Raw genomic sequence first — 21,712 nt, forward strand, 5'->3', positions numbered from 1 at the left:
GTTGGGAAAACGGAGCGGCGGGCACGCGGCCGTGACCTGTCATGGCCGAACGCTCGACGGCAGCGAGGCTGCGGCCCTGCTGCAATGCGATGCCGACTGGCTGTGGGAATCGGATGCGCAGCACCGCATCGTCAGCCTGTCGGAAAATTTCTTCGCGGTAACGGGCATGGACCCGAAACGCGTCGTCGGCAACTCGCGTCTCGAACTGCTGCTGAGAACGTCGCTGGACGACGACAAGGCCTCCGCCCATCTGGAAGAACTCGAAGCGCACCGCCCCTTTCGCGATTTCGTCTATGAGGCGCGCAATGGCAGCGAGAGCTGCCGCTGGGTGTCGATTTCAGGCGTGCCCCGGTTCGACGGCAAGGGCGCGTTCACCGGCTATTCGGGCATCGGACGCAATGTCACGCACCTGCTGTCTGTCGTCGACGAACTGAACGAGGCCCGCCGCCAGCTCGCGCTGCGCGAACGCCGCGACCGGCTTGTGGAAGACGAAATCTCCGGCGAGAGCCATGCCTTCCGGCTGATATCGGCGCTCGACGTCATCCAGGACGCATTCTGCTACTACGACGCAAGCGACCGGCTGGTGCTGTTCAACGATGCGATGACGCGCATCTATGGCGGGCTGCAAGACGTGATCCGCCCGGGATGCACGTTCGAACAGCTTATCGATGCCGGGCTGGACCGCGGGATCTGGTCGACCGGGGAAACGGGCCGCGACGGATTCCGAACGCATGTGCTGGACAAGCGGCGCAACGAAAGCAGTTCGGAATCGCTGCTGGGACTGACCGACGGCCGCTGGATCATGCATCGAGAGATGCGCACGGACGACGGCGGCACCGTCGCGCTGTGCACCGACATCACCGCGATCAAGCAGAACGAGGAGGGGCTGGAGCGAGCCCATGCGGAGGCCGAGGAAGCCAAGGAGCGGCTGCAGGCGGCGATCGACGCGCTGCATGATGGCTTCGTGCTGTGGGACAAGGACGACCGGCTGCTGGCCTTCAACAGCGCGTTTGCCGCGCAATTTTCCTTCCTGCCCGAATTGCGGCCGGGCCGCAGCTTCAGGGAGCTTTTCCTCGATTTCGCGCATAGCGGCGTGGTGGCAGAGGCCGTCGGACGCGAGGAGGAGTGGGTGGAGATCCACGCCGCCAACCGCGCGGCCGAGCTCGGCCAGGACATCGAGTTCGAAACCCATGACGGCCGCTGGATGCTGCGGCGCGACCTTTTGACGGACAATGGCGACAGGGTGGGGATCCGCAAGGACATCACCGAATACAAGCAGCGCCAAAGCGAGCTGGCCGGCGCCAAGCAGCAGGCCGAGCTGTTGCTGACGGACCTGCAGCGCACGCTCGATTCCATGGATCTCGGCGTGGTGCTGCTGGACGGCAATCTCGACGCCGAAATGATAAACCAGGCCTTCTACGACATATGGAAGGTGACGGCCGAAGACGTGGCGGTCGGCAGCCCGTTCCGCGCGCTGATGGACGTGAACCGCCACAACGGCATCTACGAAGTGGCCGATGAGGAGTGGGAAGACTACGTCGGGAAGCGGCTGGACGAGATTCGCGGCGACGGCATCGCGGCGCGCGAGTTCCACCGCGCCGACGGTCGTACGCTGATCTATTCGGTGACGGCGCTGACGGGCAGCAAGCGCCTCGTGTGCTATTACGACATCACCACGATGAAGGAGCGCGAGGAGCAGCTGGCGGAAGCGCTGGAGAAGGCGCGGCTGGCGGAAGCGGTCTTCAACAGCCTGCCCAGCCCGATGTTCGTGAAGGACGCCCAGCTCAACTTCGTGATGGCCAACCAGGCGTTCGCGAACTTCTTCGGCACGACGCCGGACGGCGTCGTCGGCAAGCGGGACGCCGATCTGGTGCCGGCCGAGGAAGTCGGCACCTTCGAGGCGCTGGAACAGAAGGTGCTGGATACGGGCCAGGTCTACGAGAACGAGGCCGCCTATGTGGAGGACGGCGTCACCGGCTGGCGGATCGTGCGCAAGAACCGGGTGCAGACGGCAAGCGACACGCACTATGTGGCATGCTCGATCTTCGACGCCAGCGAGCTGAAGCGCCGCGAGATGGAAAGCAAGCGGGCGCGCGACCATCTGGCCGGCGTGCTCGAATCGCTGCCGGCCGGCGTCATCATCTACGACAGCGACGACCGGTTCCTGCTGGCAAACAGGAAGCTGCAGGACATGCTGCCCGAGCTGGTGCCCGTGTGGCACAGGCGCTGCACCTATCGCGAGGCGATCGAGCACGGATACAAGGTCGGCTATTTCCGCAAGTGCGGCGACCCGGCCATCGATGCGCTTTACGACACCGACTACGACGCGTGGATCGAGGCGTATATGGAGCGCCACAAGCTGCCCTATTCGGTCTTCGAACGGCAGCATCCGGACGGGCGGTGGTATCAGGCGTTCGACGTGCGCACGCCGGATGGATCGTTCATCGGCATTCGCCTCGACATTACCGAGCTGAAGCAGCGCGAGGAAGCGCTGCAGGCGAGCATGGAGCAGATCGAGCTCTACAAGCACGTGCTCGACGAGCTCCCCGTCTCCACCTACGTGAAATCGGACGCGCTGGCCTTCGAGTTCGTCAACAAGATGTGGTGCGAGATCAGCGGCATCGACAAGGAAGAGGCGATCGGCAAGACGGATCGCGACTTCTTCGGCGATGAGGGCGAAGGCTTCGCCGACCGCGACCGGGCCGTGCTGGCGAGCGGAAAGCTGGACGAGACGGAAGAGACGCTGACGCACCGCGACGGGACCGTGCGCGCGCTCATCGCCAAGAAGAGCCGGCTTATCGGGGCCAACGGTGCGGTGCACCTGATCGGGTCGAGCACCGACATCACCGAACTCAAGCAGCGCGAGGCCGAGCTTCAGGAAGCGCAGCGCAAGGCGGTACTGGCCGACCGCGCGAAGTCGGAATTCCTGGCCAATATGAGCCACGAGATACGCACGCCGATGAACGGCGTGCTGGGAATGGCCGAACTGCTGGCCAAGTCGGAGCTCGATTCGCGCCAGCGCACGTTCACCGACATCATCGTGAAGTCGGGCAACGCGCTTCTGACGATCATCAACGACATCCTAGACTTCTCGAAGATCGACGCGGGCCAGCTCGTGCTGGACCCGGTGCCGTTCCATCTGGCCGAGGCCATCGAGGACGTGGCGACGCTGGTTTCCACGCGCGCCAAAGAAAAGGACCTCGAACTGATCGTGCGGGTGCAGCCGGGGCTGCACGACCACTATCTAGGCGATGTCGGTCGTATCCGGCAGATCATCACCAACCTGCTCGGCAATGCGGTGAAGTTCACCGATTCGGGTCATGTGCTGGTTGACGTGACGGGCGAGGCGCAGGGCCTGGAGACGGTTTTGCGGGTGTCGGTGACGGATACCGGCATCGGCATACCGGAAGACAAGCTTGCGCAGGTGTTCGACAAGTTCAGCCAGGTCGATGCGTCCTCCACCAGACGGCATGAGGGAACGGGGCTCGGCCTCGCCATCACGTCACGGCTGGTGGGGCTGATGGGCGGCGACATGGGCGTTCAGAGCAGGGAAGGCGAAGGGTCAACATTCTGGTTCACGATCGTACTGCCGTGGGCCGGAGCATCCGAAAGGGAGAGGACCATGCCGATCGACGTTTCGGGTTCCAGAATTCTGGTGATCGACGACAATGCCGTGAACCGCGCGATCCTGATCGAGCAGATGACCAACTGGGGCTTCGACGCCTGCGCGGCCGAAAGCGGGCCGGAAGGCATCGCGGTGCTGAAGGCCGTGGTCGCGCACGGGCTGAAGGTGGATTGCGTCATCCTCGACTACCAGATGCCGGGGATGACGGGCGCGGACGTGGCGCGTGTGGTGCGGGCCACGCCGGGCATCGCGCACACGCCGATCATCATGCTGACCTCGGTGGACCAGACGCTCGGCCAGCCTAGCTTCCGCAGCCTCGACATCGACGCCCATCTCATCAAGCCGGCGCGGTCTTCCGCGCTGCTGGAGGCGCTGGTTTCCACGATCCAGAAGCATCGCGGCGTCCTGGTGTCGGACGAGCCGATGCAGAGCGCGCCGAAGGTGGAGGCCGAGCCGCCGGCAGCACAGCCCGCGCCCGCCCGGCCCGAGCTGCGCATATCGCCGCGCGCTACGGCCCAGAAGCACCGCGTCGATATACTGGTTGCCGAGGACAATGAGGTGAATCAGCTGGTCTTTACCCAGATACTTGGGGAGACGGGGCTTACCTACGAGATCGTCGGCAACGGTAGGCTGGCGGTCGAGGCGCACAGGACGATGACGCCGCGCATGATCCTGATGGACGTTTCCATGCCCGAGATGAACGGGCTCGAGGCGACGGCCAAGATCCGCGAGGCGGAGGGACTGACGGGCGGCCACGTGCCGATCGTCGGCGTGACGGCCCATGCGCTGAAGGGCGACCGCGAGCGCTGCCTGGATGCGGGTATGGACGACTACCTCTCCAAGCCCATCAGTCCCAAGGCGCTCACGCAGAAGATCGAACGCTGGATCAAGGAGAGCGAGGAAGACGGCCGCGTAGCCGGCTAGCCGTCGCCGAAGCCGGCTGCCGGGTACAGGTTGCGGGCATATACAGAGCTCGTAACCCGGCTGACGCAAAACTGTCATCTGACTGTCATGCAGGGCCGCTATTGCCACTCCCGACGCAACAAGGCGTCGCATCCGAATTCCGGACAGGAGTAGGCTCAATGAACAGATATTCGCTTGCGGCGACGGTCGCTTCCGCCGCACTTGCCGCCTCGCTCGGCACCGCCGCCGCGCAGTCGCGCGACACCATCCAGATCGCCGGTTCGTCCACCGTCCTGCCCTTCGCCAGCATCGTGGCCGAAGAGTTCGGCAACGCGTTCCCCGAGTTCAAGACCCCGGTCGTCGGTTCCGGCGGCTCGTCGGGCGGCCTGCGCCAGTTCTGCGGCGGCGTCGGCGAAAACACCATCGACATCGCCAACTCGTCGCGCCGCATCCGTGCCGGCGAGATCGAGGCCTGCAACGCAGCCGGCGTGAACGATATCCGCGAAATCCAGATCGGCTATGACGGCATCGTGTTCGCCACCGGCGCCGACAAGGAAGACTTCGCGCTCGAGCCGGTGCACGTGTTCAAGGCGATCGCCGCGCAGGTGCCGGTCGATGGCGAGCTCGTCGCCAACTCCTACACGACGTGGAACGAGATCGACGAAACCCTGCCGAACCAGCCGATCTCGCTGGCCATTCCCGCTTCCAACCACGGCACGCGCGAAGTGTTCGAAGAGCGCGTCCTGCACGAGGGCTGCAAGAATGCTGGTATGCCCGAGATGGAAAAGGAAGCGCTGGACGCCGCCTGCCTCGCGCTGCGCCAGGACGTCGTCGTCGAGATCGCCGGCGACTACACCGAGACGCTGGCCCGCCTGCAGTCGAACCCCGACACTGTCGGCGTGTTCGGCCTCTCCTTCTACGACCAGAACCGCGACACGCTGAAGGTTGCGACCATGTCCGGCGTCACGCCGTCGCTCGAGACCATCGCCGCCGGTGAATATCCGGTGTCGCGCCCGCTGTTCTTCTACGTGAAGGGCGAGCACATCGGCGTCATCCCCGGCATCGAGGAATATGTGCAGTTCTTCCTCTCCGACCAGATGGCCGGTGCGGGCGGCACGCTCGAGGCTGCCGGCCTGATCCCGGCCCCGACCGAGGAGACCGCCGACGTTCTGGCGGAATTCGAGGAAGGCAAGGCGCTGACCGCGGCCGACCTGCAGTAGTCACCGACAGGCGGGCAGGGGCCGAAAGCCGGCCCCTGCCGCTGCAATTCCTAGTGGGCGATAGTTCGAGGCGAAACCGGTGAACACTGCTCTCGTTGCTGCCTTGCTGCTCTTGCTGCTGGGCTTTGCCTACCAGGCAGGGTGGTCGCGCAGCCGCTCGCTTGCCACCACCGGCGGCAGGCTTCACTCGCGCCCCGTCTATCACGGATCGCTCGCCGCGATCTGGGCGCTGGTTCCCGCACTCCTCGTGCTCGCGCTGTGGACGCTGTTCGGCACCACCGCGACCAGAGCCTACATCATCGCGCAACTGCCTGCGGAAATAGCCTCGCAGACCGGCGCGGCGCTCGAAGGGGCGATAGCGCGCATACGCCAGATCGAATCCGGCTTCGGCGTCGTGGGCGAGACCGCGCCATATGAGAACGCCGCCGCACAGGCGCTGCGCGAATTTCGTCTGCTGACCTTCGCAGTCGTGCTGGCTTCTGCCGCCGGCACCGGCGCCATCGGCCTGTGGCTGGCGCGGCGTCGCATCACGACGGCGCTGCGGGCACGCAACGAAGTGGAAAAGGCGGTCCGCATCGTGCTGATCGCCTGCTCCGTCGTCGCCATCCTCACCACGGTCGGCATCGTCGCCTCGCTGCTTTCGGAAGCCATCCGCTTCTTCACCTTCGTCAGCCCCGCCGACTTCTTCTTCGGCACTGTCTGGAACCCGCGCTTTTCTACCACCGGCTCCGGGCCCAGCGGCGAATACGGCCTGCTGCCGTTGCTTTGGGGCACGCTGATGGTCGCGGGCATCGCCATAGCGGTTGCGCTGCCGATCGGCCTGATGACGGCGATCTACCTCTCGCAATACGCCAGGCCGCGTGTGCGCAGCACGATCAAGCCGATCGTTGAGGTGCTGGCCGGCATTCCCACCATCGTCTACGGCTTCTTCGCGCTTGTGACGGTCGGCCCGTTTCTGGCCACGCTTGGCCAGTCGCTCGGGCTCCAGATACGCGCCACCAGCGCGCTCACGGCCGGCGTGGTGATGGGCATCATGATCATTCCCTTCATCTCGTCCCTGTCCGACGACGTGATCCGGCAGGTGCCGCGCGCCATGCGCGACGGCTCGCTCGGCCTCGGCGCGACCAAGTCGGAGACGATCAAGCGCGTCATCCTGCCGGCGGCGCTACCCGGTATCGTCGGCGCCTTCCTGCTGGCGGTAAGCCGCGCCATCGGCGAAACCATGATCGTCGTGCTTGCAGCCGGCAACAGCCCCTATCTGCGCCTCAACCCTGGCGAGCCGGTCTCGACCGTGACCGTCACCATCGTCAACCAGCTGACCGGTGACACCGACTTCGCATCGCCGCAGTCGCTGGTGGCCTTCGCGCTGGGCCTGACCCTGTTTGCAATGACGCTCGTCCTCAACGTCGCCGCGCTCTACATCGTGCGCCGCTATCGGGAGCAGTACGAATAATGGCCGAGACTCTCGTCCCACAGCCCGCTTCGGACGGATCGGCGGAACGGCTTGCCCGGATACGCGCGGGCCTTTCCGCGCGGCATTCCCGCGAGCGCCGCTTCCGCTTCTACGGCATCGCCGCCATCGCCGCCGCGCTCGGCTTCGTGGCCATCCTGTTCACGATGATCCTCTACAAGGGCCTGCCCGCCTTCACGCAGGCGACGCTCGAGGTCGAGGTGTTCTTCGACCCCGAGGTGATCTCGGTCGATCCCATGCCGGTGCAGCAGCAGGGCCAGTCGCAGGCCGAATTCAGGCGGGCGATGACCGACTGGCAGCGCCAGGCGACCATGGTGAACTGGAACCGGATCGTGGAAGCCGCCGTGCGCAACGCCGCGCCCGGCACCGAGGCCGACTCGCGCCAGCTTCTCTCGATCGTCGAGACGAATGCGCGGTTCGAGCTGCGCGACCGCTTCGTCGCCGATCCCGGCATCCTGGGCTCAACGGCACGTGTGAAGATGCTGGCCTCAGCCAATGCCGACAACTGGCTGAAGGGCAACATCAACCGCGACCTGCCGGACGCACAGCAGCAGCTTGCCGCCCCCGCGCGCGAGCTGGCGGACCGGCTATATGAGAACGGCCATATCCGCTTCGCCTTCGCCTCGCACATCTTCACCAATGTGGACTCGCGGTCCGCGCCCGCATCGGCGGGCCTCGCCGGTGCGTTCGTCGGCTCGCTCTACATGATGCTGGTGGTCATCGTGCTGGCGGTGCCGATCGGCGTGATGAGCGCCGTGTATCTTGAAGAGTTCGCGCCGAAGAACCGGCTGACCGACCTGATCGAGGTCAACATCAACAACCTCGCGGCGGTGCCGTCGATCGTGTTCGGCCTGCTGGGCGCGGCGGTCTTCATCAACTATTTCCGCCTGCCTTTGTCGGCCCCGCTGGTAGGCGGCCTCGTGCTGACCCTGATGACGCTGCCGACCGTCATCATCGCCACGCGGTCGGCCCTGCGCGCCGTGCCGCCATCGCTGAGGCAGGCGGCGCTGGGGCTGGGAGCTTCCAAGACGCAGACCGTCTTCCACCACGTGCTGCCCGTGACCTATCCCGGCATCCTGACGGCGACCATCATCGGCGTCGCGCAGGCGCTGGGCGAAACCGCGCCGCTGCTGCTGATCGGCATGAACGCCTTCGTCGCGCAGATACCCGGGACGCCGCTCGACCAGTCGAGCGCGCTGCCGGTGCAGATCTATCTGTGGCAGGGCAACGAGAACAGAAACTTCTTCGAGGCCCGCACGTCGGCCGCGATCATCGTCCTGCTCGGCCTGATGCTGACGCTCAACGCCATCGCGATCTTCCTGCGCTCGAGACTGGAGCGCCGCAAGTGAACAATCAGACCCAGCCGGAGGCTTCGACCATGCACATGCCGTCCGAGAAAATCGTCCCCAGCTCCGACCTTTACGCGATCTCGTCGTCCACTGTGCGCACGCCCGACGAGAGCCCGCGCCCGGTGCGCGTGACGGCGCGCGATGTCAGCGTGTTCTACGGAGCCAAGCAGGCGCTGTTCGACGTGTCGATCGACATTCCCGAAAAGGCGGTTACCGCCTTCATCGGTCCGTCGGGCTGCGGCAAATCCACCTTCCTGCGTTGCCTGAACCGGATGAACGATACGATCGAGGATTGCCGCGTGAACGGCCGGATCGAACTCGACGGCCAGAACATCTACGACGCGGCGCTGGACGTGGTGGAACTGCGTGCGCGTGTCGGCATGGTGTTCCAGAAGCCGAACCCGTTCCCGAAGTCGATCTACGAGAACGTCGCCTACGGCCCGCGCATCCACGGGCTGGCGAAGAACAAGGCCGAACTCGACGCCATCGTCGAAGCCAGCCTGCACAAGGCAAGCCTGTGGAGCGAGGTGAAGGATCGGCTCAACGAGCCCGGCACCGGGCTTTCGGGCGGTCAGCAGCAGCGGCTGTGCATCGCGCGCGCCATCGCGGTGTCGCCCGAGGTGATCCTGATGGACGAGCCGTGCTCGGCGCTGGACCCCATCGCGACCGCCAAGATCGAGGAGCTGATCGACGAGCTGAAGCAGAACTTCACCATCGTCATCGTGACGCACTCGATGCAGCAGGCGGCCCGCGTCTCGCAGCGCACCGCGTTCTTCCACCTCGGCAATCTGGTCGAGGAAGGCCCGACCGACATGATCTTCACCAGTCCCGGCGAAAAGCGGACGCAGGACTACATCACCGGCCGCTTCGGCTGATGCGTCGAAGGCCGCGAGGAGGCAAGCATGGGTGAGCATACGGTTACGTCGTTCGATGAGGATCTCGGCCACATCGACAGGCTGATCCGCGACATGGGCGACCTGGCGGGCGCGATGGTGGCGGCCTCGACGCGGTCGCTGCTGGAGAACGACACCGCGATGGCGCAGCGGGTGATTTCGGACGACGCGCTGATGGATGCGCGCCAGCGCGAGCTGGACGACCGCGCCATCACGCTGATCGCCAAGCGCCAGCCGATGGCGCAGGACCTACGCCGGGTGGTGGGCGCGATCCGCATGGCGGCAGACCTGGAGCGGATCGGCGACCTCGCCAAGAACATCGCCAAGCGCGTCAGCGCGGTGGGCGAAGGCGCGGCACCCCGCTCGCTGTCGCACTCCATCGACGCGATGGCGCAGATGGTGATGGCGCAGGTGGGCGCGGTGATCGCCGGCTACGAGGGACGCGACGCACGCGGGCTGGTGCAACTGCGCGACGACGACCGCCAGATCGACGTGCAATACACGGCCGTGTTCCGCGAGCTTCTGACCTACATGATGGAAGACCCGCGCAACATCACTGCCTGCACGCATCTGCTGTTTTGCGCCAAGAACCTGGAGCGCATCGGCGACCATGTGACGAACATCGCCGAAAATGCCTATTATGTCGTGACGGGGCAGCAGCTTCCCCTGAACCGGCCGAAGACCGACGAGACGTCGGTGACGGTCGAAGCGGACTGAGCGCGGAAGAGACGGCTGATGATTGCACCGAAGATCATGGTGGTAGAGGACGAGGAGCCTCTGGGCGTGCTGCTCAAGTACAACCTCGAATCCGAAGGTTACCAGGTCGAGGTCGTGCCGCGCGGCGACGAGGCCGAAATCCGGCTGCGCGAGAGCCCGCCGGACCTTTTGGTGCTCGACTGGATGATGCCCGGCATCTCGGGGATCGAGCTGTGCCGCAGGCTGCGCATGCGGCCGGAGACGGAGCGCCTGCCGGTCATCATGCTCACCGCACGCGGCGAGGAAAGCGACAGGGTGCGCGGGCTTTCGACGGGGGCGGACGACTATCTGGTCAAGCCGTTCTCGACGCCGGAGTTCATCGCACGCGTCAAGGCGCTGCTGCGGCGCGCGCGGCCTGAAGTGCTGTCCTCGGTGCTCAAGGTGGGCGACATCATGCTCGACCGCGAGACGCACCGGGTGCATCGCGGCAAGTCCGAGATAAGGCTGGGGCCGACCGAGTTCCGGCTGCTGGAATTCATGATGCAGTATCCCGGCCGCGTGTTCTCGCGCGGTCAACTGCTCGACAATGTCTGGGGCGAGACGATCTACATCGACGAGCGTACGGTGGACGTGCATGTCGGCCGGCTGCGCAAGGCGGTGAACAACGGCCGCCAGCCGGACGTGATCCGCACCATACGCGGCGCCGGCTACGCGATCAGGGAAGCCTGAGCACACTTGCAGGCGGCCCTGCGGCCATGCTTTGCTGCGCGCAAAGGGAGGGCCGGGGCGAAAGCCCCGCTGCGTGGCGATGCGAGCATTCACACAGGCGCTGGCGACGATGATCGTGGTGGCGTGCGCGCTGGCGTGGCAGCCGGCGCGGGCGCAGACGGACGGCGACGCCGTGGAGGTGGTGCAGACCTGGTACAGGCTGACTCTGGAGCTGGTGCGCCACACGCCGACCTATTCCCCGCCCGTCGCCAGCCGCGCCTTCGCCTATCTCGGCGTCACGGCCTATGAGGCGGCAGCCGGCGGCTCGGACGACCTCGTCTCCTTTGCCGGCCAGCTCAACGCACTCTCGCCCCTGCCTGAAAGGCAGGAAGGCCAGGACTATGCCGATGCGGCGGTGGTTCACGCGGCGATGGCGAAGGCGGTGCGCGAACTCTTCGGCAATACCGGGCCCACCGGCCAGCGCGCGATGGATGCCATCGAGCGGCGGCTGGGCGAGCGGGTTTCGGAAGGCCTCGATGCGGAGGTGCTGGCCAGAAGCACGGCGCATGGCGAGACGATAGCCGCCCACATTCTCGAATGGTCGCAGAGCGATCGCGGCGCGGTGGTGGAGAACATGGGCTTTCCCCATGTCCATGAACTCACAGCCGGTGGAGCGCACTGGACGCCCACCAGCCTGATCGCGCAGCAGCAGAAGCCGCTTCTGCCCGACTGGGGCAACAACCGCACCTTCGCCATGCCGAACGGCGCGTCGTGCGACCTGCCGCCGCCGCCGGCCTACAGCGAGGAGGAAGATTCGGAATTCTACCGCGAGGCCAGGGAGGTCTACGACACGGTCAAGGACCTTACGCCCGAGCAGCGGGCGATCGCCCGGTTCTGGTCTGACGATCCGATGCTGTCTCCCACGCCGCCGGGGCACTGGATTTCCATCGCCATGAAGGTGCTGGAGGAAGAGGGGGCCGACCTCGACCGCAGCGTCGAGGCGCTGTCGCTGCTGGGGGTGACGCTGGCCGATTCCTTCATCGGATGCTGGGAGGCCAAGTACCGCTTCGACCTCGTGCGCCCGATCACCTATATCCGCCGGCTGATGGACCCCAAGTGGGAGCCGCCGCTGAACACGCCGCCGTTCCCCGAATATCCGAGCGGGCACAGCACGCAGTCGGGCGCGGCGGCGGTGGTGCTGGCGAAGCTGTTCGGCGAGACCTTCGCCTTTGAGGACGACACCCATGTCGACGACGGGCTGCCGGCGCGCAGCTACGCAAGTTTCCATGCCGCGGCGGAGGAAGCGGCGATGTCGCGGCTCTATGGCGGCATTCATTTCCGCGCCGCGATAGAGCGGGGGCTGGAGCAGGGACACTGCATCGGCGATCATGCCAATGCGTTGCGGACCCGGAGACAGCCATGATGCGGGCAACGTCGGCGGCGATCTTGCTGCTTGCCCTGACTGCGCAGGCGATGGCGCAGGCGTCGCCCGTCGTACCGACCTTCATCGAGGAAACGCAGGCAGCCGGCATCAATGCCGTATTCGACGGCGACTGGGAATACATGGTCGGCGGCGGCGTCGCGACGTTCGATTGCAACGATGACGGCTTTGCCGACATGCTGATCGCCGGCGGCTCGGCAAAGGCAACGTTCTATCGGAATGCCAGCGAGCGCGGCGGAAGCCTGCGTTTCGAAAAGCAAGACAGCGGCCTCGAACTCGATGCCGTCGCGGGAGCCTATCCGCTGGACGTCGACGGTGACGGCGTAACCGATCTCGTATTGCTGCGGGTGGGCGAAAACGTCGTGATGCGCGGGCTTGGCAGCTGCCGGTTCGAGCGCGCCAACGAAGAATGGAGCTTCGATGGCGGCGATGCGTGGTCGACCGCCTTCTCGGCGACATGGGAGCGCGGCGCGCAATGGCCGACGCTGGCGGTCGGCAATTACATCGACCGGCGCGAGGAAGGGTTCCCGTGGGGCTCGTGCACCGACAACTGGCTGCACCGGCCGGAGGGCGGCGACCAATTCGCGCCGCCGCTGGCGCTCAAGCCCAGCCACTGTGCGCTTTCCATCCTGTTCACCGACTGGAACCGCTCCGGAACGCCGGCACTGCGGGTTTCCAACGATCGCGAATACTACAAGGGCGGGCAGGAACAGCTCTGGCGCATCGAGCTGGGGCAGGTGCCGGCACGCTACACGGCCGAAGAAGGCTGGAAGCCGCTGCGCATCTGGGGCATGGGCATTGCCGGCTACGACCTCGATTTCGACGGCTACCCCGAATATTTCCTCACCAGCATGGCCGACAACAAGCTCCAGAAGCTGAGCGGCGACGCGTCACGTCCGGATTATGCAGACGTCGCTTTCGCCAAGGGCGTGACCGCGCATCGGCCCTATGTCGGCGATAATCTGCGACCCAGCACGGCGTGGCATGTGCAGTTCGAGGACGTGAACAATGACGGGCTTGCCGACCTTTTCGTGGTCAAGGGCAACGTCGCGAAGATGCCGGACTTCGCCGAGCACGACCCCAACAACCTGCTGCTCCAGCGCCCCGACGGCACGTTCGAGGAAGCCGGCGACCGGGCAGGCGTGGCCAGCACAGCGATCGGCCGGGGCGGTGCGCTGGCAGACTTCAACCTCGACGGGCTGCTGGACATGGTCGTCGTCAATCGCTGGGAAAGCGCGCAGCTATGGCGCAACGCCAGCGAAGATGCCGGCCGGTGGATGCAGGTGAGGCTCGTGCAGGACGGCCCCAACCGCGACGCCGTTGGCGCGTGGATCGAAATCCGCTGCGCAGGCGAAGTGATGCGGCGCGAGGTGACGGTGGGCGGCGGCCACGCGAGCGGGCAGAGCGGCTGGCACCATTTCGGGCTGGGCGAGGAGGCCGAGGCCGAAATCCGCGTCATCTGGCCGGACGGGGAAGAAGGCGACTGGCAGCGTTTCGACTCGGACGGGTTCTACATGCTGGAGCGCGGGGCCGCACTGGCGGCATGGACGCCGGGGTAGGGGTTCAGGCGACTTCCTTGCCGGCGATCGTGGTCGTCAGGACGCCTGCTGCAAAGATTTCCAGATCGACGTGGGCCAGGGCCTGCCGCGCGCAGCCGTCGCGTATCAGCGGCATCTCGTCGGGTTCGAGGTCGAAGGAGATTGCGGCATTGTGCTGGCCGCCGGCGGTGCGCGAAATCGCGTCGCGCATGGCGGGCTCGATCACGTCGAAGGCCGAGGTGCCGAGGCCGACGATGGCGACGGGTGCGGGGTCGAACAGCGCAAACAGGCTGCCGAGCCCGAAGCCGATGGCCTCGCCCGCCTTCTGGAAGGCTTCTCGTTCCCTGCCTTCATGGTCGCGGGCGGCGGCGGCCAGCGCCAGCATCGTGGCGTCGTCGATGTCGGCTGCGGGCTGGGCGCGCTCGCTTTCGCCCCGCGCGTGGCGCAGGATGGCGTAGTTGCCGGCATAGGCCTCGATGCAGCCGCGCCGTCCGCAGCGGCACTGCGCACCGTCCGGGATATGCACCATGTGACCGAACTCGCCGCCCGAAGAATGCGAGCCGGTGAAAAGCTCGCCTCGCAGCACCAGCCCCATGCCGATGCCGTTGGACAGGAGGATGGTGAAGAAGTTGTCGGAGTAGCGCTCCGGCGCGCGGCTGCGCAAGGCGACCGCGATCATGTTGCAGTCGTTCTCCACCGTGACCGGAATGGTGAAGATCGCCTCGAGCGCATCGGCGAAGGCGATGTCGCTGTGAGGCGTGATCGGCGACCACAGCAGCTTGCGCGCGTCGGAATCGGTTATGCCCTGAACGGCGAGCGTCATGCGCAGCAACGGGCCGTGCTCGGGCTGGACGCGCGCCAGCAGGCGGCGCACCGATGCCGTCACCGCCTCGACCAGATCGCCCTCGTTCATGGTAAGGGTGGGTGGGCGCGAGATGTCGTGGGCGATGGCCCGCCCTGAATAGTCGATCAGCGAGGCCGACAGCGAGTTGAGCGAGAGCACCACGGAGACGACCGTCGCCGCCCTAGGGTTGAGGCCCAGCGCCACCTGCGGGCGGCCGCGCTTTGCGGCGATGGTTTCGCCGCTGCGCACCTCCGCCAGAATGCCTTCCTCGATCAGATCGGCCGCGATGGTGGAGATGGTGGAATTGCTGAGGCCGGTGACGGCCGCGATCTCGGTGCGCGACGGCTGGCCTGCGCGGCGGACCGCGGCGATAACCATCGCGCGGTTCTTGCGGCGCAGATCGTCGTGGCGCACGCCGATCGTCATATGCATATTCCTCCCTGCAATGCTGCCGGTCTAGTCCGGATGAGGTGGGTCTAGCCGTCTTCTGCGGGCTTCGCCAGCATCGCAGGAAGATATTGACACAGAGCTTCCGGTGAGTCATTCTTTTTTTCGAGGCTCGAAAAAAAGAGCTTCGCATCTGTTGTAGAGCTAGTGTCATCAAGCGCTCCAACGGGGCGCAGGGAGGAACATCATGAAGAGATTTGCAACCGCCATGCTGGCCGGCGTCGCCATGTCGCTCACGCTGTCGGCAGCGGCCCATGCCGAAGGCAAGACCATCGGCGTTTCCTGGTCGAACTTCCAGGAAGAGCGCTGGAAGACCGACGAAGCCGCGATGAAGGCGGCGATCGAGGCCGCCGGCAACACCTATATCTCCGCCGACGCGCAGTCTTCCGCCGCCAAGCAGCTGACGGACGTGGAGGCGCTGATTTCGCAGGGCGCCAACGCGCTCATCATCCTTGCCCAGGACTCCAGCGCCATCGGGCCGGCCGTCGAGAACGCCGTGGCCGAGGGCATTCCGGTCGTCGGTTATGACCGCCTGATCGAGAACGCCGACGCGTTCTACCTGACCTTCGACAACAAGGAAGTGGGCCGCATGCAGGCGCGCGCCGTGTTCGAGGCCCAGCCGGAAGGCAACTACGCCTTCATCAAGGGCTCTTCGGCCGACCCGAACGCCGACTTCCTGTTCTCGGGCCAGATGGAAGTGCTGAAGGAAGCCATCGACAGCGGCGCGATCAAGAATGTCGGCGAGGCCTATACCGATGGCTGGCTGCCCGCCAACGCGCAGCGCAACATGGAGCAGATCCTGACCCAGAACAACAACGACGTCGATGCGGTCGTGGCGTCCAACGACGGCACCGCCGGCGGCGTTGTCGCGGCGCTGGAAGCGCAGGGTCTTGCCGGAACCGTTCCGGTATCCGGCCAGGACGGCGACCATGCCGCGCTGAACCGCATCGCGCTGGGTACGCAGACCGTTTCGGTGTGGAAGGACTCGCGCGAGCTGGGCAAGGCTGCGGCCGAGATCGCCAACCAGCTGGCGGAAGGCACCGCCATGGATGCCGTGGACGGCGCGTCCAAGTGGGCCGACGGCCCCAACGGCGTCGAGATGAACGCGATCTTCCTGACGCCGAACCCGATCACGCGCGACAACCTCAACGAGGTGATCGAGGCGGGCTGGGTGACCAAGGAAGTGGTCTGCCAGGGCGTCGCTGCCGGCACCGTCGCCGCCTGCGACTAAGGCTGAACTGAACGCACATGAGCGCCGCGGTTTGACGAAAGCCGCGGCGTTCACTTACCTCGAACGCGCATCGCAACGGGCCTGAACCGGATACCAAGTTCGGCCCAGATGCACTAAGCTTGGCCAGCCGGCGCCTCCGGGCGCCCGGACGGGGAGGACGATCATGTCGGATGCGACCACACATGCGCCGGCGGACAGGGCACGCGCAAGCGAACTCGGCCCGGTAGCCCGGTTTCTCAAGGCAACCGAACTCGACACACGCATGCTCGGCATGGTGGGCGCGCTGATCCTGATCTGGGGCGTGTTCCACGTGCTGTCCGGCGGGCTGTTCCTGACCCCGCGAAACCTCTGGAACCTGTCGGTCCAGTCGTCCTCGATCGCGGTCATGGCGACCGGCATGGTGCTGGTGATCGTGACGCGCAACATCGACCTTTCGGTCGGCTCCATACTGGGCTTCGTGGGCATGATAATGGGCGTCACGCAGGCCGAGATCATGCCGGCGATCATCGGCTTCGGCCATCCGGCGATGTGGCTGATCGCCGCTTTCGTCGGCCTTGTCGTCGGCGTGTCGATCGGCGCGCTGCACGGCTTCATCATCGCCTATCTGGGCGTGCCGGCCTTCATCGTGACGCTCGGCGGCCTGCTGGTTTGGCGCGGGGCGGCATGGTGGGTGACGAGCGGCCGCACGGTCGCGCCCATGGACGCCACGTTCCGCCTGATGGGCGGCGGCCCCGACGGCGCGATAGGCTCGACATGGAGCTGGGTGGTCGGCATCGTCGCCTGCGTCGCCGTCATCGTGATGCTGATGAACGCGCGGGCGCAGCGCAAGCGCTTCAATTTTCCGCAGCGGCCGCTATGGGCCGAAGGCTTCCTCGGCACACTCGTCTGCGCGATCATCCTGGGCGCGGTGGCCGTCGCCAATTCCTATGCGTGGCCCATCGGCATCGTGCGCCGCTACTATGAAGCGCTGGGCCAGGAAGTGCCGGAGAACGCATTCATCGCGCACGGCATCGCCATTCCGGTGCTGATCGCGCTGGCCGTGGGCATCGCCATGACGTTCGTGGCCACGCGCACGCGGTTCGGCCGCTACGTGTTCGCCATCGGCGGCAACCCGGAGGCCGCCACGCTGGCCGGCATCAACACGCGCTGGGTGACGATGAAGATCTTCATGCTGATGGGTGGGCTTGCCGCCATCGGCGCGATGATCTCGACGGCGCGCCTGAACGCGGCCACCAACGCGCAGGGCACGCTGGACGAGTTGCTGGTGATCGCCGCGGCGGTGATCGGCGGCACGTCATTGTCGGGCGGCGTCGGCACGATCGCGGGCGCAATGCTAGGCGCGGTGCTGATGCAGTCGCTGGCGTCGGGCATGATCCTGCTGGGCGTGGACACGCCGCTGCAGAACATCGTCGTCGGCCTGGCGCTCGTCGTCGCCGTATGGCTCGACACCGTCTATCGCCGCAGGATCGGTTGAGGAGAAGCGCCATGACACATGCAGCACCCCTCGTCGAGATGCGCAACATCTCGATCTCGTTCGGCGGCATCCATGCGGTGGACGACGCTTCCATCGACCTTCACGAAGGCGAAGTCGTCGCGCTCCTGGGCCACAACGGCGCGGGCAAGTCGACGCTCATCAAGATCCTGTCGGGCGCCTACAAGCGCGACGCGGGCGAAATCTTCGTCAATGGCGAAGAAGCCACCATCAACAACCCGCGCGACGCCAAGAAGTACGGCATCGAGACGATCTACCAGACGCTGGCGCTGGCGGACAATGTGGACGCAGCTGCGAACCTTTTCCTCGGGCGCGAACTGCGCACCGCGTGGGGCACGCTGGACGACGTGGCGATGGAATCGGAAACCCGCAAGGTGATGGGCCGTCTCAACCCGCGCTTCCAGCGTTTCAAGGAGCCGGTGGTGAAGCTTTCGGGCGGCCAGCGCCAGTCGGTCGCGATCGCGCGCGCCATCCACTTCAACGCCCGCATCCTCATCATGGACGAGCCGACGGCGGCGCTGGGGCCTCAGGAGACCGCGCAGGTGGGCGAGTTGGTCAAGCAGCTCAAGGATGACGGCATCGGCATCTTCCTCATCAGCCACGACATCCACGACGTGTTCGACCTGGCCGACCGGGTCTGCGTGATGAAGAACGGACAGGTCGTCGGCACGGCGCGTACCGAGGACGTGACCAAGGACGAGGTGCTGGGGATGATCATTCTGGGCAAATGCCCGCCCGGCGCGATTCCGGGTCCGGGCGCGATGCGCGACGCGGCCTGAGACGCGGCCTGAGCGGAAGCCCGCGCAACAAAAAAGGGGCCGCGAAGGCCCCTTTTTCTCGACATGTCGCCGATCAGCAGCGGTCGGTGTAGACTTGGCCGTACTGGTCGCGATAGCGGCAGTAGCCCGGACGGTCGGCAGCGCGGCCGATCAGATAGCCGCTGGCGCCGCCGATGGCAGCACCGGCAAGTGCACCCTCGACGCGGCCCGTGGCCAGACCACCGACAGCGGCACCGACGGCTGCGCCGCCAACACCGGTCTGCTCGGCGGTGGTGCAGCCAGCCGCACCCAGAGTTGCGATGACTGCGGCCGCCAACATCAATTTCTTCATTCCTGCCTCCATAGCGCTTAAAAAATAACCCTTCCACCGTACCATGCCGAGAGGATGTGGCGTTATCAAGCCGTCCGCCCCCTCCGCATAATCCTGCGTTACCGCATAAGCGGCTCGTCCGACGCGCCGGCATCGTGCGATGCGACAGAAACACCTGAATCGTCAAACGGTTCCACAGAGGCTACCAGACGGCCTTCCGGAAGCACGTCCCAGACGAGCTCGGCGTCCATTTCCTCCATGGCGGGGTCCACGAAAACGCAGCTGGCGAAGACGCGCTCGCCCTGCGGGCGGGCATTCTCGAATTCGGCGGGAAGCACGGCGTCACATTCTTCCATGGTCTCGAAAACCGGTACGGGAGCGGGAAGCTCGCGGCATTCGCCGAGGTCGCCGGAGCAGCCCACGATCAGAAGCAGTGCAGCAATGTGTTCCACGACGTGCTCCTTTCGCTATGAGGCAGGTTATTCGTCGTCGTTCAGCTAAAATACGTTTGAGACGCGTTTCGGTTTCATCGGGCCGCGCTTCATCTTTTGAAAAGCATGCGGCGATAGGCTCGGCGCGGCTGTGGGACGATGCGACCCAGAGGACGAACATGAACGGCGCGGCGAGGCTTGAAGCCTTCCTGGAAATGATGAGTGCGGAGCGTGGTGCGAGCGCCAACACGCTCGACGCCTACCGGCGCGACCTCGAGGATGCCTCGGCTTTCATCGGCGGTGGGCTTGCCGCAGCTTCCACCGCCGACATCCGCGCATGGCTCGACGATGTGGCCGGGCGCGGCTTCGCGCCGACATCGCAGGCTCGCAAGCTCTCCGCCGTGCGGCAGTTCTTCAAGTTCCTCTATGCCGAAGGGCTGCGCCAGGACGACCCCACCGGCATCATCGACGCGCCGAAGAAGGATCGACCGCTACCCAAGACAATGCGGGAAGACGCGGTGACGCGGCTGCTGGACCGCGCGGAGATCGAAAAGCGCGAGGCTGCGGACGATGCGGAACGGCTGGCGGCCTGCCGGCTGAACGCGCTGGTGGAGACGCTCTACGCCACCGGGTTGCGCGTGTCAGAACTCGTGGCGCTGCCCGTGACAGTCGCGCTTCGCGACGAGCGCTTCTTCGTCGTTCGCGGCAAGGGCGGCAAGGAACGCATGGTGCCGCTGTCGCCGAAGGCGCGCGCTGCCATGAAGGAGTGGCTTGCCGCGCGCGCAGGCGTCGCGAGGCTGAAGGAGAGCCCGTTCCTGTTTCCCGCGTCATCGGAAAGCGGCCACCTGCCGCGGCAGGTCTTCGCCCGCGACCTCAAGGCTCTGGCCGGACGCGCCGGCGTTCCAGTTGCGAAGGTGTCGCCCCACGTGCTGCGCCATGCTTTCGCCAGCCACCTGTTGCAGAACGGGGCCGACCTGCGCGCGGTACAGCAGCTTCTCGGCCATGCGGACATTTCGACCACGCAAATCTACACCCACGTGCTTGAAAACCGGCTGGTGGAGCTGGTCAGCAGGCATCACCCGCTTGCCGACTAGCGCTCGTATCGTTATGTGAAGCCCCCAGCAGCGCATATTTCGCGCCTTTCGACCGCTCAATCACCCCGGATACAGTAGGGCGAATGTTCAACTATCTCGATTTCGAAAAACCCGTCGCAGACCTCGAAGGCAAAATCCTCGAGCTGAAGAAGCTCTCCGAGAACGGCGAGGCGGTGGATGTCGGTGACGAGATCGCCCGGCTGGAAAAGCGCTCGCAGGACGCGCTTCGAGAGGCCTATCGCCAGCTCACCCCATGGCAGAAGGTACAGGTCGCGCGCCACCCCGACCGGCCGCATTGCCTCGACTATGTGCGCACGCTCTTCACCGACTTCACCCAGCTTGCCGGCGACCGCGCCTTTGGCGAGGACAATGCCGTCATCGCCGGCTTCGCGCGTTTTCGCGGCGATGCCGTAGCCGTGCTGGGGCTGGAGAAGGGCAACGACACGCAGACGCGCCTCAAGCACAATTTCGGCAGCGCGCGCCCGGAAGGCTACCGCAAGGCGGTGCGCGTGATGGAGATGGCAGACCGGTTCGGCATTCCCGTCGTCAGCCTCGTCGATACGGCCGGCGCCTATCCCGGCATCGGCGCGGAGGAACGCGGACAGGCGGAAGCCATCGCCCGGTCGACATCTGCATGTCTCTCGCTGCGCTCGCCCAATGTCTCGGTCATCATCGGCGAGGGCGGTTCGGGCGGCGCGATCGCCATAGCGGTCGCCAACCAGGTCTACATGCTGGAGCACTCCATCTATTCTGTGATCTCGCCCGAAGGCGCAGCTTCGATCCTCTGGCGCGACACGACGCGCTCGAAGGATGCCGCGACCAACATGAAGATCACCGCGCAGGACCTTCTGGAGCTGAAGATCATCGACGGCGTGATCGCCGAGCCGCTGGGCGGCGCGCATCGCGGGGCCGAGCAGGTCATCAACGCGGCAGGCGACCAGATCGCCAAGGGCTTCTCCGATCTTGCCGGCCAGAACATGGACTATCGCGAACATCGCCGCGAAAAGTTCCTCGCCATGGGCCGCAACCTCTAGCTTCAGCCGTACAGTTCCGCCACAAAATCGCCTTGTGTCTTCTTTCAATGGGAAAAGACGCTGCGATGACTTTCGCGTGAGTGCGAAAGGGTAAAGATTGCGGTAAGGATTTTTCAAGGTTAACCGACCTATTGTCGGTGTGGGGCACAGGTAATTTCGGGGACGGACGGCCTCGTCATTCACAACCAGAGTAAGATCCGCGATCC

At 65.6% G+C, this 21,712-nt stretch carries 17 protein-coding genes; 14 read left to right on the forward strand and 3 right to left on the reverse strand.

The genetic code is table 11. The features are described 5' to 3' along the window. The first annotated feature begins 1 nt into the window (after window position 1). The 9 genes from FY036_RS03280 (at window position 2) to FY036_RS03320 (ending at window position 13,865) form a co-directional block, all read left to right on the forward strand. A complete protein-coding gene (locus FY036_RS03280; RefSeq protein WP_161601087.1) occupies window positions 2–4,549 on the forward strand; it encodes a PAS-domain containing protein in 4,548 nt (1,515 codons plus the stop codon). A 158-nt stretch (window positions 4,550–4,707) separates the two neighbouring features. Then, on the forward strand, window positions 4,708–5,748 hold the full coding sequence (locus FY036_RS03285) for a substrate-binding domain-containing protein (protein ID WP_148913277.1): 1,041 nt from the start codon (window positions 4,708–4,710) through the stop codon (window positions 5,746–5,748). Window positions 5,749–5,851: 103 nt separating this feature from the next. Beyond that, a complete protein-coding gene (gene pstC / locus FY036_RS03290; protein WP_407941123.1) occupies window positions 5,852–7,201 on the forward strand; it encodes a phosphate ABC transporter permease subunit PstC in 1,350 nt (449 codons plus the stop codon). Next, window positions 7,201–8,568, forward strand: coding sequence for a phosphate ABC transporter permease PstA (gene pstA / locus FY036_RS03295; RefSeq protein ID WP_148913279.1), 1,368 nt, complete (start codon window positions 7,201–7,203; stop codon window positions 8,566–8,568). Before pstC ends, pstA begins: the two co-directional genes overlap by 1 nt. 29 nt (window positions 8,569–8,597) lie before the next feature. After that, window positions 8,598–9,443 (forward strand): phosphate ABC transporter ATP-binding protein PstB, encoded by an 846-nt coding sequence (pstB, locus tag FY036_RS03300; protein ID WP_235897508.1) that lies wholly within the window; start codon window positions 8,598–8,600, stop codon window positions 9,441–9,443. 27 nt (window positions 9,444–9,470) lie between these two features. Then, window positions 9,471–10,178 (forward strand): phosphate signaling complex protein PhoU, encoded by a 708-nt coding sequence (gene phoU, locus FY036_RS03305; RefSeq protein WP_148913280.1) that lies wholly within the window; start codon window positions 9,471–9,473, stop codon window positions 10,176–10,178. Window positions 10,179–10,196: 18 nt separating this feature from the next. Continuing rightward, entirely contained in the window at window positions 10,197–10,886 is a 690-nt protein-coding gene (gene phoB / locus FY036_RS03310; RefSeq protein WP_148913281.1) for a phosphate regulon transcriptional regulator PhoB, read from the forward strand. A gap of 79 nt (window positions 10,887–10,965) precedes the next feature. After that, the gene (locus FY036_RS03315; RefSeq protein ID WP_148913404.1) at window positions 10,966–12,288 is read left to right on the forward strand and encodes a vanadium-dependent haloperoxidase; all 1,323 of its coding nucleotides are present in this window, start codon (window positions 10,966–10,968) and stop codon (window positions 12,286–12,288) included. Continuing rightward, the gene (locus tag FY036_RS03320) at window positions 12,285–13,865 is read left to right on the forward strand and encodes a CRTAC1 family protein (protein ID WP_148913282.1); all 1,581 of its coding nucleotides are present in this window, start codon (window positions 12,285–12,287) and stop codon (window positions 13,863–13,865) included. The genes FY036_RS03315 and FY036_RS03320 overlap by 4 nt, the downstream gene beginning before the upstream one ends. Before the next feature lie 4 nt (window positions 13,866–13,869). Here FY036_RS03320 and FY036_RS03325 read toward each other — a convergent pair whose 3' ends face one another. Continuing rightward, entirely contained in the window at window positions 13,870–15,114 is a 1,245-nt protein-coding gene (locus FY036_RS03325; RefSeq protein ID WP_148913283.1) for an ROK family transcriptional regulator, read from the reverse strand. A 208-nt stretch (window positions 15,115–15,322) separates the two neighbouring features. Between FY036_RS03325 and xylF the strand changes: the two genes are divergently transcribed. The 3 genes from xylF to FY036_RS03340 all read left to right on the forward strand — a co-directional run bounded on the left by xylF (window position 15,323) and on the right by FY036_RS03340 (window position 18,637). Continuing rightward, the gene (xylF, locus tag FY036_RS03330; protein ID WP_148913284.1) at window positions 15,323–16,366 is read left to right on the forward strand and encodes a D-xylose ABC transporter substrate-binding protein; all 1,044 of its coding nucleotides are present in this window, start codon (window positions 15,323–15,325) and stop codon (window positions 16,364–16,366) included. Window positions 16,367–16,529: 163 nt separating this feature from the next. After that, a complete protein-coding gene (locus tag FY036_RS03335; RefSeq protein WP_148913285.1) occupies window positions 16,530–17,840 on the forward strand; it encodes a sugar ABC transporter permease in 1,311 nt (436 codons plus the stop codon). An 11-nt stretch (window positions 17,841–17,851) separates the two neighbouring features. Beyond that, window positions 17,852–18,637 (forward strand): ATP-binding cassette domain-containing protein, encoded by a 786-nt coding sequence (locus FY036_RS03340; protein WP_148913286.1) that lies wholly within the window; start codon window positions 17,852–17,854, stop codon window positions 18,635–18,637. A gap of 73 nt (window positions 18,638–18,710) precedes the next feature. Here the strand turns inward: FY036_RS03340 and FY036_RS03345 are convergent, their stop codons facing one another. Further along, window positions 18,711–18,968 carry a glycine zipper domain-containing protein gene (locus tag FY036_RS03345; protein WP_148913287.1) on the reverse strand — a complete coding sequence of 86 codons (258 nt, stop codon included), beginning with the start codon at window positions 18,966–18,968 and terminating at the stop codon, window positions 18,711–18,713. Between the two features lie 98 nt (window positions 18,969–19,066). Continuing rightward, window positions 19,067–19,399, reverse strand: a complete 333-nt coding sequence (locus FY036_RS03350; protein ID WP_148913288.1) for a hypothetical protein — start codon at window positions 19,397–19,399, stop codon at window positions 19,067–19,069. A gap of 158 nt (window positions 19,400–19,557) precedes the next feature. Between FY036_RS03350 and FY036_RS03355 the strand changes: the two genes are divergently transcribed. Both FY036_RS03355 and FY036_RS03360 read left to right on the forward strand, forming a co-directional pair. Continuing rightward, a complete protein-coding gene (locus tag FY036_RS03355; protein ID WP_148913289.1) occupies window positions 19,558–20,472 on the forward strand; it encodes a site-specific tyrosine recombinase XerD in 915 nt (304 codons plus the stop codon). 83 nt (window positions 20,473–20,555) lie between these two features. Continuing rightward, a complete protein-coding gene (locus FY036_RS03360; RefSeq protein ID WP_148913290.1) occupies window positions 20,556–21,506 on the forward strand; it encodes an acetyl-CoA carboxylase carboxyltransferase subunit alpha in 951 nt (316 codons plus the stop codon). The last annotated feature ends 206 nt before the right edge of the window (window positions 21,507–21,712 follow it).

The organism is Neoaquamicrobium microcysteis (assembly GCF_008180155.1).
GTDB classification, from domain to species: domain Bacteria; phylum Pseudomonadota; class Alphaproteobacteria; order Rhizobiales; family Rhizobiaceae; genus Aerobium; species Aerobium microcysteis.